The sequence below is a fragment of the Lysinibacillus sp. HST-98 genome, from assembly GCF_016757845.1.
GTDB lineage: Bacteria > Bacillota > Bacilli > Bacillales_A > Planococcaceae > Lysinibacillus > Lysinibacillus capsici.
This window is the reverse complement of sequence record NZ_JAENHX010000004.1, coordinates 300,967-315,575: the sequence shown is the minus strand read 5'-3', so window position 1 is coordinate 315,575 and position 14,609 is coordinate 300,967. Positions and strand designations below refer to the sequence as shown.

Genomic DNA, 14,609 nt, shown 5'->3' with positions numbered 1-14,609 from the left:
GGGATCTTCATGGCAGAACTTGTGTATCAAACAATTGGTCAATTGCTAGATGAACAATCAAAAAAGTACCCGCAGAATGAAGCATTGGTCTATGCTGACAGAAATTTACGCATGACTTATGAACAGCTAAATCGTCAAGCACGATACGTAGCGAGAGGTTTAATGGCTCTTGGAATTGAAAAGGGAGACCATATCGCAGTATGGACGACGAATGTTCCTGAGTGGGTACAGCTTCAATTTGGTACAGGGAAGATGGGTGCTCCAATTGTAACGGTAAATACGAATTACCGTGCGAGTGAGTTGGAGTATTTATTGAAGCAATCTGATGCTAAAACGATTTTTTTAATTGAAAATTATCGGGACCATTCTTTTATCAATACACTGCAAGAGTTATGTCCAGAGCTTGAACATTGTGAACCAGGTAATTTGCAATCAAAGCGACTACCTTTATTAAAAAATGTTATTTTAATCGGTGAAACCAAATACCCCGGCGTACTTAATTGGTCAGATGTTTTAACAGCTGCCGAGCAAGTAACCGAGGAACAGTTAGATCAGAGAGAGCAATCTCTCCATTATGATGATGTCATTAATATTCAATATACTTCTGGTACAACAGGCTTTCCTAAGGGAGTAATGCTAACGCATTTTAACTTAGTCAATAATGCTGTCAATATTGCTGAATGTATGCGTTTAACGCCAGAGGATCGTCTATGTATCCCAGTTCCATTCTTCCATTGCTTTGGTTGTGTCATAGGCACATTAGCCATCACAACGAGTGGTGGAACGATGGTACCGGTACAGGAGTTCTCACCTGAAGAGGTACTAAGAACCGTTCAACAAGAGAAATGCACTGCATTACATGGCGTGCCAACAATGTTCATTAGTGAACTGAATTTATCGAATTTTGCATCTTTCGATCTTTCAACTTTACGTACAGGCGTCATGGCAGGATCAAACTGTCCAATTGAGGTTATGAAAGCGGTCATTGAGAAGATGGGCATGAAAGATATAACAATATGCTACGGTCAAACAGAATCATCACCTGTTATTACGCAGACAAGAACGGAAGACCCGTTAGTGTTAAAGGTGGAGACGGTTGGCCGCGCATTACCTAACCTAGAAGTAAAGATTGTTGTTCCTGGAACTACCGAGGAAGCTCCGACGAATGAACAGGGAGAGCTGTGTACAAGGGGCTATCATGTGATGAAGGGCTATTATAAAAACCAGGAGGAAACAGATCTGGCGATTGACGAGGATGGTTGGTTGCATACAGGTGATTTAGCAACAATGGATGAAGCAGGTTATGTCCGTGTAACAGGTCGTTTAAAGGATATGATTATCCGAGGTGGCGAAAACCTATATCCTCGTGAAATTGAGGAGTTTCTTTATACACATCCGAAAATTTCAGATGTTCAGGTTGCTGGTGTTCCTGATCCTGTTTATGGCGAGGAGGCGGCAGCTTGGATTGTTTTAAAAGAAGGGGAGCAGGCTACAGCGGATGAAATCCGAGATTATTGTCGAGATAAAATTTCTAGACATAAAATTCCCCGACATATTTTCTTTATTGATCACTATCCAATGACTGCATCTGGAAAAGTTCAAAAATATAAATTACGAGAAGATTTTGTTATGACCGTAAAGTAAGGAGGGGCAGTGAATATGTTCAACAAGGTATTAATTGCAAATCGTGGAGAGATTGCTAGACGTGTGATCAGAACATGCAAGCGCCTAAATATTCATACGGTTGCTATCTATTCAGAGGCAGATGCAGAAAGCTTACATGTGAAAGATGCAGATGAAGCTTTCTGTGTGGGGAAGCCACCGGTTGCACAGAGCTATTTAAATATCGACCGCATTCTTGAAATTGCACTAGAAAGTGGCGCAGAGGCTGTTCATCCGGGCTATGGTTTACTATCAGAGAATGCAAATTTTGCGAAACGTTGTACAGAGGCGGGTTTAGTGTTTATCGGGCCAAGTGCTGATGTGATTGCTTCAATGGGCAGTAAATTAGAGGCACGTAAAACAATGAAAGCTGCAGGTGTACCGATTGTAGAGGGTGTAGAAGCGCCTGTGAAGGATGTAGAAGAAGCCACTAGCATAGCGGAGCGTTTAGGCTATCCGATTATGTTAAAGGCATCTGCAGGCGGTGGCGGTATCGGTATGCAACTAGTTGATAATGCCGAGGAACTAGCCAAAGCTTTTGAGGGCAATCAAAAGCGTGCACAATCATTCTTTGGTGATGGCACGATGTATATGGAGCGGTTCATTGCTAACCCTCACCATATCGAGGTGCAAATTATTGCAGATCATCAAGGCAATGTTGTTCCATTATTTGAACGTGAGTGCTCTATTCAACGAAGAAATCAAAAAGTAGTAGAAGAAGCACCATCCCCGTTCATCTCACAAGAGACAAGAGAAAAAATGCTAGAAGCGTCAGTTAAGGCGGCAAAGCATATTGGTTATGTCAATGCTGGAACAATCGAATACTTGGTTGATGAAGATCAAAACTTTTATTTTTTAGAAATGAATACAAGACTACAGGTAGAGCATCCCGTTACGGAGGAAATTACGAAGCTTGATTTAGTAGAAGAGCAATTAAAAATTGCGGCAAAACAACCTCTTACATTTACTAGAGAAAGTATTACTAAAGAAGGGCACGCGATTGAAGTGCGCATATACGCTGAAAATCCTTCGACATTTTTCCCGTCTCCAGGTACCATTACGACTCTTGAATTACCGACCGGTGAAGGAATTCGACATGAATGTGGCGTAGAGTCTGGTTCAGTGGTAACACCATTCTATGATCCGATGATTAGTAAATTGGTAGTGTGGGGGGAAACAAGAGAAATTGCCTGTGAAAGATTAGCACAAGCGCTAAAGGTGTATAAAGTGGAGGGGATTCAAACGAATATCCCGATGCTTTTAAAAACCATCACACATGAGCAATTTTTAAAAGGGTATACGACAACAAAATTTGTAGAGCAATATTATTTACCGCAATTAGCAGAAACAAAATAACAATGATCATGTATTCGTGTTTCCGAAGAGGGACGAATACATGATAAAAAAATTAGGAGTGAATGATTATGGCAACAGTAAAAGCAAGCATGGCAGGAACAGTATGGAAAATCGTCGTAACAGAGGGCGAGAAAGTGACAGCAGGTCAAGATGTAGCCATTTTAGAATCGATGAAAATGGAAATTCCAATTGCAGCAGAAGAGGATGGCGTAGTGACGAAAATCATTGCCAATGAGGGAGACTTTATTAACGTTGATGATGATATTTTAGAAATTGAATAAGAGGAGGCTTGTTTATGCAGTTACCTAAGCAAGTCACAATCAAAGAAGTTGGTCCCCGTGATGGCTTACAAAATGAAAAAACGCATATTTCAACAGCTGATAAAGTGCAATTAGTAAATTTATTAGGTCAAACAGGATTAAATTATATTGAAGTGACATCTTTTGTGCATCCCAAATGGATTCCTCAATTGGCAGATGCAGTCGAGGTTCTGCAAGCCATTAAAAGACATAAGGATATTACCTATGCGGCACTTGTACCCAATATGCGGGGCTTAGAACGCGCATTGCAGGCTGAAGTAGATGAAGTAAGTATTTTTATGTCTGCCAGTGAAAGCCATAACCAAAGTAATATTAATAAAACCATAGAAGATACATTTCCCATATTAAAGGAAGTTGTAGTAGGAGCTCAGGCTGCAAAGAAACATGTTCGAGGTTATATCTCAACGGTTATTGGTTGTCCCTATGAGGGTTATATACACCCTGACAAGGTATTACGAGTAACGGAAAAATTATTGGAGATGGGTGTGACTGAAATATCGCTTGGTGACACAATTGGTGTTGGTGTACCGACGCAGGTTGAGTTTCTCTTAGAGGAATTACTAAAAAGGTATCCTGCTGAAAAATTTGCCATGCATTTTCACGATACACGTGGGACCGCATTAGCCAATATTATGAAATCCTTAGAGATGGGTATTACCAAATTTGATAGTGCGCTTGGTGGGCTAGGGGGCTGCCCATATGCAAAGGGTGCCTCAGGTAATGTAGCCACAGAAGATTTATTGTATTTATTTGATGAGATGGGCATTGAAACAGGCGTAGATCGACAAAAGGTGCTAGAGGCAGCACTCTTTATTGAAGAGAAGTTAGGCAAAGCTGTTGCATCAAAGCAAATGGCGATTGTCCGCAATGAAAGGAGTGCAAATCAGGGATGACACAACTCGTTCGTTTTGAAGTACTAGAGGATAGTATTGGACTTATTACACTTTCAAGACCAGAAGCTGCGAACGCTATGTCGGTTCAATTACTGCATGAGCTGTCTGACACGCTTGATCAAATCAATGGAGATCCAGCAGTGCGTGTAGTCCTTCTAACAGGTGCGGGCGAAAAGGCATTTTGTGCAGGTGCTGATTTAAAGGAACGTAAAGGAATGTCTGATCAACAAGTGAAGAAGATCGTGCAGCTGATTGGTGCCACTGTGGCAAAAGTTGAAACGCTTGCACAGCCTGTCATTGCTGTCCTAAATGGTGTAGCCTTTGGTGGAGGCTTGGAGTTGGCACTAGCTTGTGATTTACGAATTGCTGCTACACATGTAAAGCTTGGCTTAACAGAAACTTCACTCGGTATTATTCCAGGTGCTGGGGGGACACAGCGACTTCCACGTTTAATTGGTCTTGGTAAAGCAAAGGAATTAATTTATACAGCACGTAGGCTCAATGCCGAAGAAGCTGAAAATTATGGCATTATCGAATATGTTTATGAAGGACATGAGGTATTAGATAAGGCACAACAGCTTGCACTGGAAATGGCAAAAAATGCACCACTCTCTTTAGTGCAAGCCAAAGTTGCGATCAATCAAGGTGTTGAGGTAGATTTAGCTACCGGGTTAAAAATTGAATCACTTGCATATAGTGCACTGATCCCAACAGAAGACCGATTAGAGGGCTTACTTGCCTTCCAAGAGAAGCGAGCGCCACAATATTCAGGGAAATAAAACGCCAAGAAATCATTTTGGTGTAATCGATTGGGCAAAGGGAGGAAATAAACATGAGCAATATCTCGACAGAAAATACACCACCTACAATGAAAGATAAAATTTTAGCAGGTGGATTACCAAAATATCATGATAAAAATGCACAACAAGGCAAGCTATTTGTACGTGAGCGTCTTGAACTTTTACTTGATGATGGTCTTCAATCGGAGGATGGGCTCTATGCAAACTGTTTAGCAGGGGATTTACCAGCAGATGGCGTTATCACTGGTATTGGTAAAATTCATGGTCGTACGGTTTGTGTGCTAGCTAACGATTCAACGATTAAAGCTGGTTCTTGGGGAAAACGCACAGTTGAAAAAATGATTCGCATTCAAGAAACAGCTGAAAAGTTGAATTGTCCATTACTCTATTTAGTGGATTCAGCAGGTGCACGTATTACAGATCAGCTTGAAATGTTCCCAGGCCGCAGAGGCGCAGGCCGCATTTTCTACAATCAAGTCAAACTGTCAGGAAAAGTTCCGCAAATTTGCTTATTATTTGGTCCTTCCGCAGCGGGTGGTGCCTATATTCCTGCATTTTGCGATATCGTGGTGATGGTAGAAGGGAATGCTTCTATGTATTTAGGATCTCCTCGAATGGCCGAAATGGTTATCGGTGAAAAAGTAGATTTAGAAACAATGGGCGGCGCAAAAATGCACTGTTCCGTTTCGGGTTGTGGAGATGTGCTTGTTAAATCCGAACAGGAGGCTATTACTTATGCGCGCAAATATTTAGGATACTTCCCTAATAACTATGCAGAGCGTAGCAAGGTAGAGGCTCCCAAACCACCGGCTTCATTTGATAAATCTATTGAAGAATTAATTCCTCAAAATCAAAATGTTCCATTTGATATGTATAAGCTAATTGATCGTATTATCGATGAAGATTCATTTTGTGAGGTTAAGAAATTATTTGCACCAGAATTAATTACAGGCCTTGCCCGAATTAATGGTCAATCAGTCGGCATTATCGCTAACCAACCACGCGTCAAGGGAGGCGTGCTATTCCATGATTCTGCTGATAAAGCGGCGAAATTTATTTCACTATGTGATGCATTCAATATCCCACTGTTATTCCTAGCAGACGTTCCAGGCTTTATGATTGGTACTCAGGTAGAAAAAGCAGGAATCATCCGTCATGGTGCTAAAATGATTTTTGCCATGAGTGAGGCAACTGTTCCTAAGCTAACGGTCATTGTGCGTAAAGCGTATGGTGCAGGATTATATGCAATGGCTGGCCCTGCGTTTGAACCAGACTGCTGTATTGCCTTATCAAATGCACAAATTGCCGTAATGGGACCAGAAGCTGCTGTCAATGCAGTCTATGCCAATAAAATTGCAGAACTTCCAAAAGAAGAGCAAGCAAGCTTCATTGCCGAGAAACGTAAAGAATATCAAGAGGAAATTGATGTGTATCGCTTAGCTTCAGAGCTTATCATTGATGATGTGATTGAGCCTAACGAGCTGCGTAAGGTACTAGAAAATCGCTTAGAACTTTATATGTCAAAATACTTATTATTCTCACAACGTAAGCATGGGGTAAACCCAGTTTAAACATACTTATTATAAGGCTGTCTCTCTGGTAGGAGACAGCCTTTTTGGGTGATAATTTTTTCAGCTACTTGCAAGCTATAGTTGAGCATATTAAAATATGGGAAGGAATAAAAGGGAAGTGGGTGTTAAGCTTGTCTAAAAACAACATAGCGGATGTTCAAAACAATGCCAAGCTCCCATTACCATATCGGGATGTCATTGATACATATTATTTGCCGCTAAAGGTTGCAGGTTGGATTTTATTTAGTATCTATTCATTTATGGCTTTTTATAAATTGGTTATTGATCGCTTAGTAGATGTAGTCGTCATTTTATTAAAGGGAGATTACTCTATAGGTGACTTAGGATTGTTTGATTATAGTAGCTGGCGATTAACTACTAATTTTATACCCTTCGAAACGATTCTCCGTTATATAAACTACTCTCAGTATTTTAATTGGGAAATTATAATCGTTAACTTACTTGGCAACTTATTAATTTTTACTCCAATGGGCTTTTTACTGCCTTTACTATCGAAGAAATTCCGAAAAGCGTGGGTTATTATTTGTTTAGGCTTTATTTCTAGTCTTGCTGTTGAAACCGTTCAATTTATTTTTACCGTTGGTTCTGCAGATATTGATGATTTAATTTTAAATACAATTGGTGCATGGCTTGGTTACTTAGCCTATAAAGGTATATTGATTAGACCAAAAAAATGAGAAAAACAGTCCAGTATGAAGGGGCTGTTTTTTTATTTAATGTTGATTAACACCATTTGTTTAGTGTATATGGTAATAAATTTTATTGAAAAGTGTATGGAGCTAATAAATGAATATGGAAATATGAGCTGAATGAGGTTCTTTCTGCCTATTTTTGAAAATAATTAATATCTCTTTAGGAGCTTAGTAGTCATTAGTGCTTGAATTTAATAGTGAAAATTCCGATAATGAGTGTACAGAAACTATTAAAATGGTATAGATAGAGTGTGAGGAAGAATGTTCATATCTATTAACTTATTAGCATATGAAGATAGAAGGGCGAGGTGAAAACAATGAAAATATCAAATCTAATGGAGCAAGAAAGAATTTCATCCCAGCATAATCGTAAAAAAATACTTCAGCGTAAAGAGGCAGGAGATGCCTATAGAAAAAATGCGATGTATTTTCAGCCAAAGAAAAATCCATTATTGATTGAACTTGAAAATTTATTATTAGGACGTACTGACCAAGATTTGTACGATCAACAGCAAGAAGAGTCAAAAGAAGTAACTCCTCAGCAGAAAGCCATTATGGAAGATTTACAGCAAACTGAAAAGAATGTACGGGCCCATGAGCAAACTTATAAAGTAGGAATGAATGATAACGCTGATTCCTCGAATATATCCGATTCAGAACAAGGTGACACACTGCACATTTTAGAGCAGGTACGTAATGCAGCATTGTCATCAGCAGAGCCTTCTCCTCTAGATTTACGTGTGGCGCAAAGTGTTGACGCTCAAATACAGCATATGTTAAATAATGCAAATTTTGATGACGTTGCCACAAATGAAAGCGAACCATCTTTTGTACGTGACATCATTGAAGTGAAGGTTCCTGAACGTTACTCGAAGGAATTGAAATTGGACCCATTTGCAGATACAATTTTCGGTAAGAACTATGAGACTGCATTCAAGTTAAGAGTATTTAAACAGGCATCGGAAAGATATGCGGCTCACGTTCAAATGACGAAAAATGGCTATCGTCCAGACAAGGATTCTATGTTCTCTTTGATAGCCTGATGCTGTAGATAGGAGATTGTTGACATGGCAAAGGCAAAGTATGCGAAAACGAATGCGATTCGTTTATTAGAACAACAAAAAATTCATTTTGATGTGATGGAATATGAAACAGGGGACGGTCAAGTAGATGGTGTTTCTGTAGCTGAGAAAATAGGGCAGCCTGTTGCTCGGGTATTTAAAACATTAGTAGCAAAAGCAAGTGCACAAAGGTTGTTTGTATTTGTAATTCCAGTAGCTGAAGAGCTAGACTTAAAAGCTGCCGCCAAGGTAGTTGGGGAAAAGAAAATTGAAATGTTAGCGGTAAAAGATCTACTTAGCCATACTGGTTATGTTCGCGGTGGATGTTCACCAGTAGGGATGAAGAAGTTATATCCAACGGTCATCGATGTATCTGCTCAAGAACAAGGTAGTATAATCGTTAGTGCCGGGAAAATTGGTATGCAAATTCATGTACAAATAGAAGATCTGAAGAATATAACAAAGGCACAACTTGCCTCAATTACAACTACCCATGAGTGAGAGAATGGGTAGTTTTTTATGTGGTAAGATAAACGGTTTAGTTCAAGCACTATAGCTTAATTTTGGTTGAAAGTATGATACAGTAATAGCAATATTATTCATAGAGAGAAGGATAAGGAATGCGTAGAATAATGAGGTGGCGTTGGACCTTTTTTATTGGTGGCTTAATGGTGATGTCACTTGGCATCACGATGTCGATAAAGGGGAAAATTGTGGGCACAAGCCCATGGGATGTTTTACATGTAGGTCTATTTCAAAATTTTGGGTTAAGTATTGGCACATGGTCTATTGTAACAGGACTCTTTATAGTTGCTTCAACATCCATTGTATTGCGTCAATGGCCAAAGATAGGTACTTGGCTCAATATGCTGTTAATTGGCTCGTTCATTGATGTATTTAACTGGATGTTACCCTCGACGGATGTATATGGCTTACAAATTACATATTTTATTATTGGCTTATTTGTTTTGAGCTTTGGCTGTGGGATGTATATTGCACCGAATATGGGCGCAGGACCAAGGGATACCTTAATGATGATACTTGTCGAAAAGTTTGGTGGATCCATTAAAACAGCAAGAATGGGAATTGAAGTACTTGTAACCATTGTGGGCTGGCTTCTAGGAGGACCAGTTGGAGTAGGGACAGTATTGATCGCCTTAACTTCAGGCTATATTGTGCAATATTCATTACCGTATTGTCGTAAAATATTGATGAAATGTATTGGAAATATGGAGGGCATAAAGCCATTCTATTAAACCAAGAAGCTACTTAGATCTGTAAAGGATAGAAGTAGCTTTTCATTTTTTTTAGCGTTCTTTCATATAATGCAGGGCACAAGCTAAAGGAGGAACGACATTTGAACGGAAATGTAACGTATTATTTTGGACACGCATTGACTGGCCAAGGTGTGAAGCATTTATATAAAGAAATGATGGAAGAGGCGTCTCTCGTTTATTTTTTGCAAGGGCCTGCCACATTTAAAGGTTCAGAACTGTTAAAAGAACTAGGGTACTTCTATGTGAAACAGGGTTTTGGTGTCGAGTGGTTTAAGCATGCTTTATTAGAGGAGGTTGTTGAGGCCGTTTATATAAAAGGCTGTAACAGACTTTTTGTATGGGCATCTGAGTGGAATATTGAGCCAACTTTACTCGGTACAAAGCATCGTGTCATGTCTTTCTACGATTGTTTAGAGGACCTACAGCTTAAAAAGATTGGAGAACAGCTTGCAGAGACCATGCAAGAGCGTGCAACATGGCGTGAAAAATGCATAGCGAAACTGAATCAAGCAATTAAGCTACATGATGACTGGGAGGTTGTTACACAAAGCTGTATGGACTGGCACGCATTAAATGAACAGGTGGAAAATTTAAAGTCGGATGTGTTCCAATCCATTGTTCTGAATAAAACAGGTATGCGGACACATCGTTTACTGGGAACATTAACTCCTAGAGGTGCGGAAAATACAGTGGATAGTATCACCAAAAGTATCACGACTCGCTTTATGATTAAAGGTAAGCCAGGTACAGGCAAATCTTCACTAATGAAAAGCTTAGCAGATGAAGCAAATGCAAGAGGGCTTGATGCACAAATTGTTTGGTGTGGCTTAGATGCAGGATCTGTGGATATGGTCATTATCCCAGAGCTCAATTTCTGTATTTTTGATAGCACAGAGCCTCATATCTTTAATCCAGAGGATGGTAGGTTAGGGGATAAGATATTTGATATTGGTCAACATTGTGCGCTTTCAGAGGAAGCAGAAACTGCAATCGAGGCAGTGCGAGCACAATACAAAGAGGCTATACAGGATGCAATGGGCCATTCTAAACGATATGCAGAAGCTGAATATACTGTTCGTCGTTTATTAGATAATTGTCTTTCGGCTTCTTTATGGCGCGAGAAAACAGCGCCACTATTCGAAAGATTAACAAAGTAATGTAGCTAATGGCTTGCATGTGCTAAACTAGGAGCGAGAACAGTTTTCCTAGGAAAGGATGATACGCTTGTCAAAAGTATTGAATGCATTTTTAGATGAAAACCTACAAGCCCTACATGAACAAGGCTTATACAATGAAATCGATCCAGTAGAGGGAGCAAATGGTCCAATTATTCAGGTCCGTGGCAAAAATCTTGTTAACTTATCCTCTAACAACTATCTTGGTTTAGCAACAAATGAAGAATTAAAGCGTATTGCCAAAGAGACAATTGATAAATACGGTGTTGGAGCAGGTGCTGTTCGTACAATCAACGGTACACTTGACTTGCACGTGAAATTAGAAGAAAAGCTTGCTGAATTTAAAGGAACAGAAGCGGCTATTTCTTATCAATCTGGATTTAATTGTAATATGGCAGCTATTTCGGCTGTAATGGATAAAAATGATGCCATTCTATCTGATCAATTAAACCATGCCTCTATTATTGATGGATGTCGCTTATCGAAGGCAAAAATCATCGCGTTTAATCACTCTGATATGGAGGATTTACGTGCAAAGGCAAAAGCGGCAAAGGAATCAGGTTTATACAATAAAATCATGGTTATCACAGATGGTGTCTTCTCAATGGATGGTGATATTGCTAAATTACCTGAAATTGTGGAAATAGCTAAAGAGTTTGATTTAATTACGTATGTGGATGATGCACATGGTTCGGGTGTAACAGGTAAAGGAAAGGGAACTGTAAAGCATTTTGGATTAGAAAAAGAAATTGATTTCCAAATTGGTACATTATCAAAAGCTATTGGTGTAGTAGGTGGCTATGTAGCAGGTAAGAAAAATTTAATTGATTGGCTAAAAGTTCGCTCACGCCCATTCCTATTCTCAACAGCATTACCACCAGGTGATGTAGCCGCTATTACAGCAGCAGTGCAAATGCTGATTGATTCAACAGAGCTACACGATAAGCTGTGGGATAATGGTAATTATTTAAAAGCGGGGCTTGAGAAGCTTGGCTTTAATATTGGTGCGTCTGAAACACCAATTACACCATGCATCATTGGGGATGAAAAGTTAACACAGGAATTTTCAAAACGTTTATTTGAAGAAGGCGTTTATGCAAAATCGATTGTCTTCCCAACAGTTCCAAAAGGTACAGGTCGCGTTCGGAATATGCCAACAGCGGCACATACAAAAGAAATGCTTGATGATGCAATTGCGATTTACGAGAAGATTGGTCGTGAATTAGGCGTTATTCAATAAGAAAAAGGCTTCCTCGTGGATGGGGAAGCCTTTTTTGCATGATAGAAAAGAAAAAGTGAAGGATAGAACCAAAAAAGTGAAGGATAGAACCAAAAAAGTGAAGGATAGAACCAAAAAAGTGACCAATAGAAGGTTAAATCTAACTGATAGCGATCTAATCTAAAAATAGACAATCTCTTTATTTTGACCCAATTATTTTGCCTGCCTTGAGCTGTTGAATAGCTTGATCAGAAATATTTAATGCCTGTAAAATTTCTTCATTATGTTGTCCTAATGTAGGTGCTGCACTTGTTAGCTGTCCAGGCGTTTGTGAAAACTTAGCTGGGAAGCCCAATGTTCTCATTGGTCCAGCAATCGGGTGCTCATAGGACAGTACCATGTTACGCTCTAGTATATGAGGGTCATTTAATGTTTGGTCATAGGAATAGATTGGACTAGATGGTACACCGTGCTTATCCAATAGTTCGAGCCAATAGATAGCCTTATGCTTAATTAGCTCGCTTTCAATTTCTGCCTCCAGCTCCCTCACATGTTGGGCACGTGAATAGTTGGTAGCAAAGAGAGGATTGTCTAACCAATCAGGTCGATTGACAACTTTTACGGCAAAAATCTCCCATAGCTTTTGATTGCCAGCACCTACTAGAATATAGTCATCCTGTGTTTTGAAACCTTGATAAGGCGCTGACACACGATGGGCGGTTCCAGTTCGCTCAGGTAACTCACCCTTTCCGAAGTAAGCAGCGGCCTCCCAAACAGTCCACGCAAGACCTGACTCCACTAAGGACACATCTATATATTGACCTTCGCCACTACGAAGCTTATAAATATAGGCCATTAAAATGGATTGTAAGGCTGTTTGTGCAGCAGCAATATCATTCACCGCAAAGCCAACTTTTACAGGTCGTCCATCTGCTTCACCTGTCATATGCATTAAGCCACTCAGACCCTGAGCCATAATATCATAGCCACCCTTTTGACTATATGGACCTGTTTGACCATAACCGGAAATAGAGCAGTAAATTAGGCCTGGATTGATGGCTTTTAATGTGTCATAATCGATACCAAGCTTTTTCGTGACACCTGGTCGATAATTTTCCACAAGTACATCAACAGATTGAATCAATTCTTTAAATAAAGCCAGTCCCTCAGTAGTTTTTAAATTGATGCAGACACCTTTTTTATTACGATTAACCATCATATACATATGACTTTCTTCATTAACGAATGGACCCATTGTACGGGTATCATCTCCGTTTGGATATTTTTCAATTTTGATAACTTCTGCACCCATATCTGCTAATACCATGGTGCAATAGGGACCTGCTAAGACTTGTGATAAATCGACAACCTTTAATCCTTGTAGTGCTTGTTTCATTTACCCTCAGTCCCATCCTGTTTGACTAATGTGATGTTGCGTAATCCTTTGACAGAGGTGGCACCGGCTAATGCGATAGAAACCTTTAATTCATCATAAAGATTGGTCATCACCTTTTCAACGCCTTGTTGTCCTTCAAGGGCAAGTCCATAGACGAAAGGACGTCCTATTGCAACGGCATCCGCTCCTAAAGAAAGTGCTTTTAAGGCATCCATGCCACGATATACACCACTATCTAATATAATAGGAATTTGTCCATTCACAACTTTCGCAATAGCAGGAAGGGCATCGAGTGAACCAATCACGCCATCTAATTGACGGCCACCATGGTTTGATACAATAATGCCATTTATACCATTGTCGATAGCTAGCTTTGCATCTTCAGAATGTAAAATTCCCTTCAATAATATAGGAAGATTTGTACGTTTTTTTAACTCTCGAACATGCTCCCAATTAAGTGTTGGGTGGAAGACATTTTGCAAGACACCTTGTACATAGGACTCGAATGAATCATCAGGTAAAGAGGCTGTAAAAACGGGATCATTCATATAATTTCCTCTTGCATAGCCTAGCTTCAATGGTGAAAACTGATTGCGTACATCTTCTTCACGCCAGCCAAGCATTACGGTGTCGACAGTTAAAACGATCGCTTCAAATCCAGCTTCCTCCGCACGTGCAGCCATACTAAAAGCAATTTCTTCATTGGTAGACCAATATAATTGAAACCATTTTGTTGCAGAAGGCGCAGCTTGAGCAACTTCTTCAAGAGCAAAAGTGGAAACAGTGCTTTGTATATAAGGGGTATTTAAAAACTGGGCAGCACGTGCAACAGCAAGCTCACCTTCATCGTGAACCATTCCGTTCATGCCCACAGGAGCAAAAAGAAAAGGAGTTGGATATGTTTTACCAAACAAATGAACGGATGTATCAACGTTTGACACATCATTTAAAAAACGGGGAACAATGGAATACTTCTCAAAAGCTGCACGATTATTGCGCAGTGTTTGTTCACCACCAGCACCTGAACGGATATAGCCAAAAGGTCCAGCTTCGATTTTTTCCGCTACGGCCTTTTCTAAATCTGCAAAGCAAATGGGGAAGGGGGCTTGTGCAGTTATATTTTTTAAGAGTAGATCGCCATCAGTTATGTTTGTCATCGTTACTAC

General features: G+C 39.8%; 14 protein-coding genes. 12 read left to right on the top strand and 2 right to left on the bottom strand.

The annotated features are described in order from the left end of the window. The first annotated feature begins 9 nt into the window (after positions 1–9). From JIN86_RS12340 to JIN86_RS12285, 12 genes are all read left to right on the top strand, one after another. Positions 10–1,644, top strand: a complete 1,635-nt coding sequence (locus JIN86_RS12340) for an AMP-binding protein (protein ID WP_004225535.1) — start codon at positions 10–12, stop codon at positions 1,642–1,644. Positions 1,645–1,659: 15 nt separating this feature from the next. Beyond that, positions 1,660–3,018, top strand: coding sequence for an acetyl-CoA carboxylase biotin carboxylase subunit (locus tag JIN86_RS12335; RefSeq protein WP_202342054.1), 1,359 nt, complete (start codon positions 1,660–1,662; stop codon positions 3,016–3,018). Positions 3,019–3,086: 68 nt separating this feature from the next. Beyond that, positions 3,087–3,299, top strand: coding sequence for an acetyl-CoA carboxylase biotin carboxyl carrier protein subunit (locus tag JIN86_RS12330; protein WP_004225532.1), 213 nt, complete (start codon positions 3,087–3,089; stop codon positions 3,297–3,299). A 14-nt stretch (positions 3,300–3,313) separates the two neighbouring features. Beyond that, positions 3,314–4,231: a hydroxymethylglutaryl-CoA lyase gene (locus JIN86_RS12325; RefSeq protein ID WP_004225531.1), complete on the top strand. Its 918-nt coding sequence runs from the start codon at positions 3,314–3,316 to the stop codon at positions 4,229–4,231. After that, complete coding sequence (locus JIN86_RS12320) at positions 4,228–5,010, top strand: enoyl-CoA hydratase (RefSeq protein WP_202342053.1); 783 nt, start codon at positions 4,228–4,230, stop codon at positions 5,008–5,010. The genes JIN86_RS12325 and JIN86_RS12320 overlap by 4 nt, the downstream gene beginning before the upstream one ends. A 53-nt stretch (positions 5,011–5,063) precedes the next feature. After that, a complete protein-coding gene (locus JIN86_RS12315) occupies positions 5,064–6,602 on the top strand; it encodes an acyl-CoA carboxylase subunit beta (protein ID WP_004225528.1) in 1,539 nt (512 codons plus the stop codon). 44 nt (positions 6,603–6,646) lie between these two features. After that, positions 6,647–7,300, top strand: coding sequence for a VanZ family protein (locus JIN86_RS12310; RefSeq protein ID WP_004225527.1), 654 nt, complete (start codon positions 6,647–6,649; stop codon positions 7,298–7,300). 332 nt (positions 7,301–7,632) lie between these two features. Then, complete coding sequence (locus tag JIN86_RS12305; RefSeq protein ID WP_004225526.1) at positions 7,633–8,358, top strand: hypothetical protein; 726 nt, start codon at positions 7,633–7,635, stop codon at positions 8,356–8,358. Between the two features lie 24 nt (positions 8,359–8,382). Next, on the top strand, positions 8,383–8,877 hold the full coding sequence (gene ybaK / locus JIN86_RS12300; protein WP_004225525.1) for a Cys-tRNA(Pro) deacylase: 495 nt from the start codon (positions 8,383–8,385) through the stop codon (positions 8,875–8,877). Between the two features lie 119 nt (positions 8,878–8,996). Beyond that, a complete protein-coding gene (locus JIN86_RS12295; RefSeq protein WP_202342052.1) occupies positions 8,997–9,632 on the top strand; it encodes a YczE/YyaS/YitT family protein in 636 nt (211 codons plus the stop codon). A 101-nt stretch (positions 9,633–9,733) separates the two neighbouring features. Then, a complete protein-coding gene (locus JIN86_RS12290; protein ID WP_004225523.1) occupies positions 9,734–10,810 on the top strand; it encodes a hypothetical protein in 1,077 nt (358 codons plus the stop codon). A gap of 58 nt (positions 10,811–10,868) precedes the next feature. After that, entirely contained in the window at positions 10,869–12,068 is a 1,200-nt protein-coding gene (locus JIN86_RS12285) for a glycine C-acetyltransferase (RefSeq protein WP_009371627.1), read from the top strand. 178 nt (positions 12,069–12,246) lie between these two features. On the opposite strand, the gene JIN86_RS12280 is transcribed toward JIN86_RS12285, so the two are convergent. Continuing rightward, a complete protein-coding gene (locus JIN86_RS12280; RefSeq protein WP_202342051.1) occupies positions 12,247–13,443 on the bottom strand; it encodes a CaiB/BaiF CoA transferase family protein in 1,197 nt (398 codons plus the stop codon). Continuing rightward, complete coding sequence (locus JIN86_RS12275; protein WP_202342050.1) at positions 13,440–14,600, bottom strand: alpha-hydroxy acid oxidase; 1,161 nt, start codon at positions 14,598–14,600, stop codon at positions 13,440–13,442. The genes JIN86_RS12280 and JIN86_RS12275 overlap by 4 nt, the downstream gene beginning before the upstream one ends. Positions 14,601–14,609: the final 9 nt, after the last annotated feature.

Bases quoted from the DNA above. Each gene is read 5' to 3' on its own strand.
- JIN86_RS12285 (WP_009371627.1), top strand. From the start codon at position 10,869: ATGATACGCTTGTCAAAAGTATTGAATGCATTTTTAGATGAAAACCTA.
- JIN86_RS12315 (WP_004225528.1), top strand. From the start codon at position 5,064: ATGAGCAATATCTCGACAGAAAATACACCACCTACAATGAAAGATAAA.
- ybaK (WP_004225525.1), top strand. From the start codon at position 8,383: ATGGCAAAGGCAAAGTATGCGAAAACGAATGCGATTCGTTTATTAGAA.
- JIN86_RS12320 (WP_202342053.1), top strand. From the start codon at position 4,228: ATGACACAACTCGTTCGTTTTGAAGTACTAGAGGATAGTATTGGACTT.
- JIN86_RS12335 (WP_202342054.1), top strand. From the start codon at position 1,660: ATGTTCAACAAGGTATTAATTGCAAATCGTGGAGAGATTGCTAGACGT.
- JIN86_RS12340 (WP_004225535.1), top strand. From the start codon at position 10: ATGGCAGAACTTGTGTATCAAACAATTGGTCAATTGCTAGATGAACAA.
- JIN86_RS12325 (WP_004225531.1), top strand. From the start codon at position 3,314: ATGCAGTTACCTAAGCAAGTCACAATCAAAGAAGTTGGTCCCCGTGAT.
- JIN86_RS12305 (WP_004225526.1), top strand. From the start codon at position 7,633: ATGAAAATATCAAATCTAATGGAGCAAGAAAGAATTTCATCCCAGCAT.
- JIN86_RS12275 (WP_202342050.1), bottom strand. From the start codon at position 14,600: ATGACAAACATAACTGATGGCGATCTACTCTTAAAAAATATAACTGCA.
- JIN86_RS12280 (WP_202342051.1), bottom strand. From the start codon at position 13,443: ATGAAACAAGCACTACAAGGATTAAAGGTTGTCGATTTATCACAAGTC.
- JIN86_RS12295 (WP_202342052.1), top strand. From the start codon at position 8,997: ATGCGTAGAATAATGAGGTGGCGTTGGACCTTTTTTATTGGTGGCTTA.
- JIN86_RS12330 (WP_004225532.1), top strand. From the start codon at position 3,087: ATGGCAACAGTAAAAGCAAGCATGGCAGGAACAGTATGGAAAATCGTC.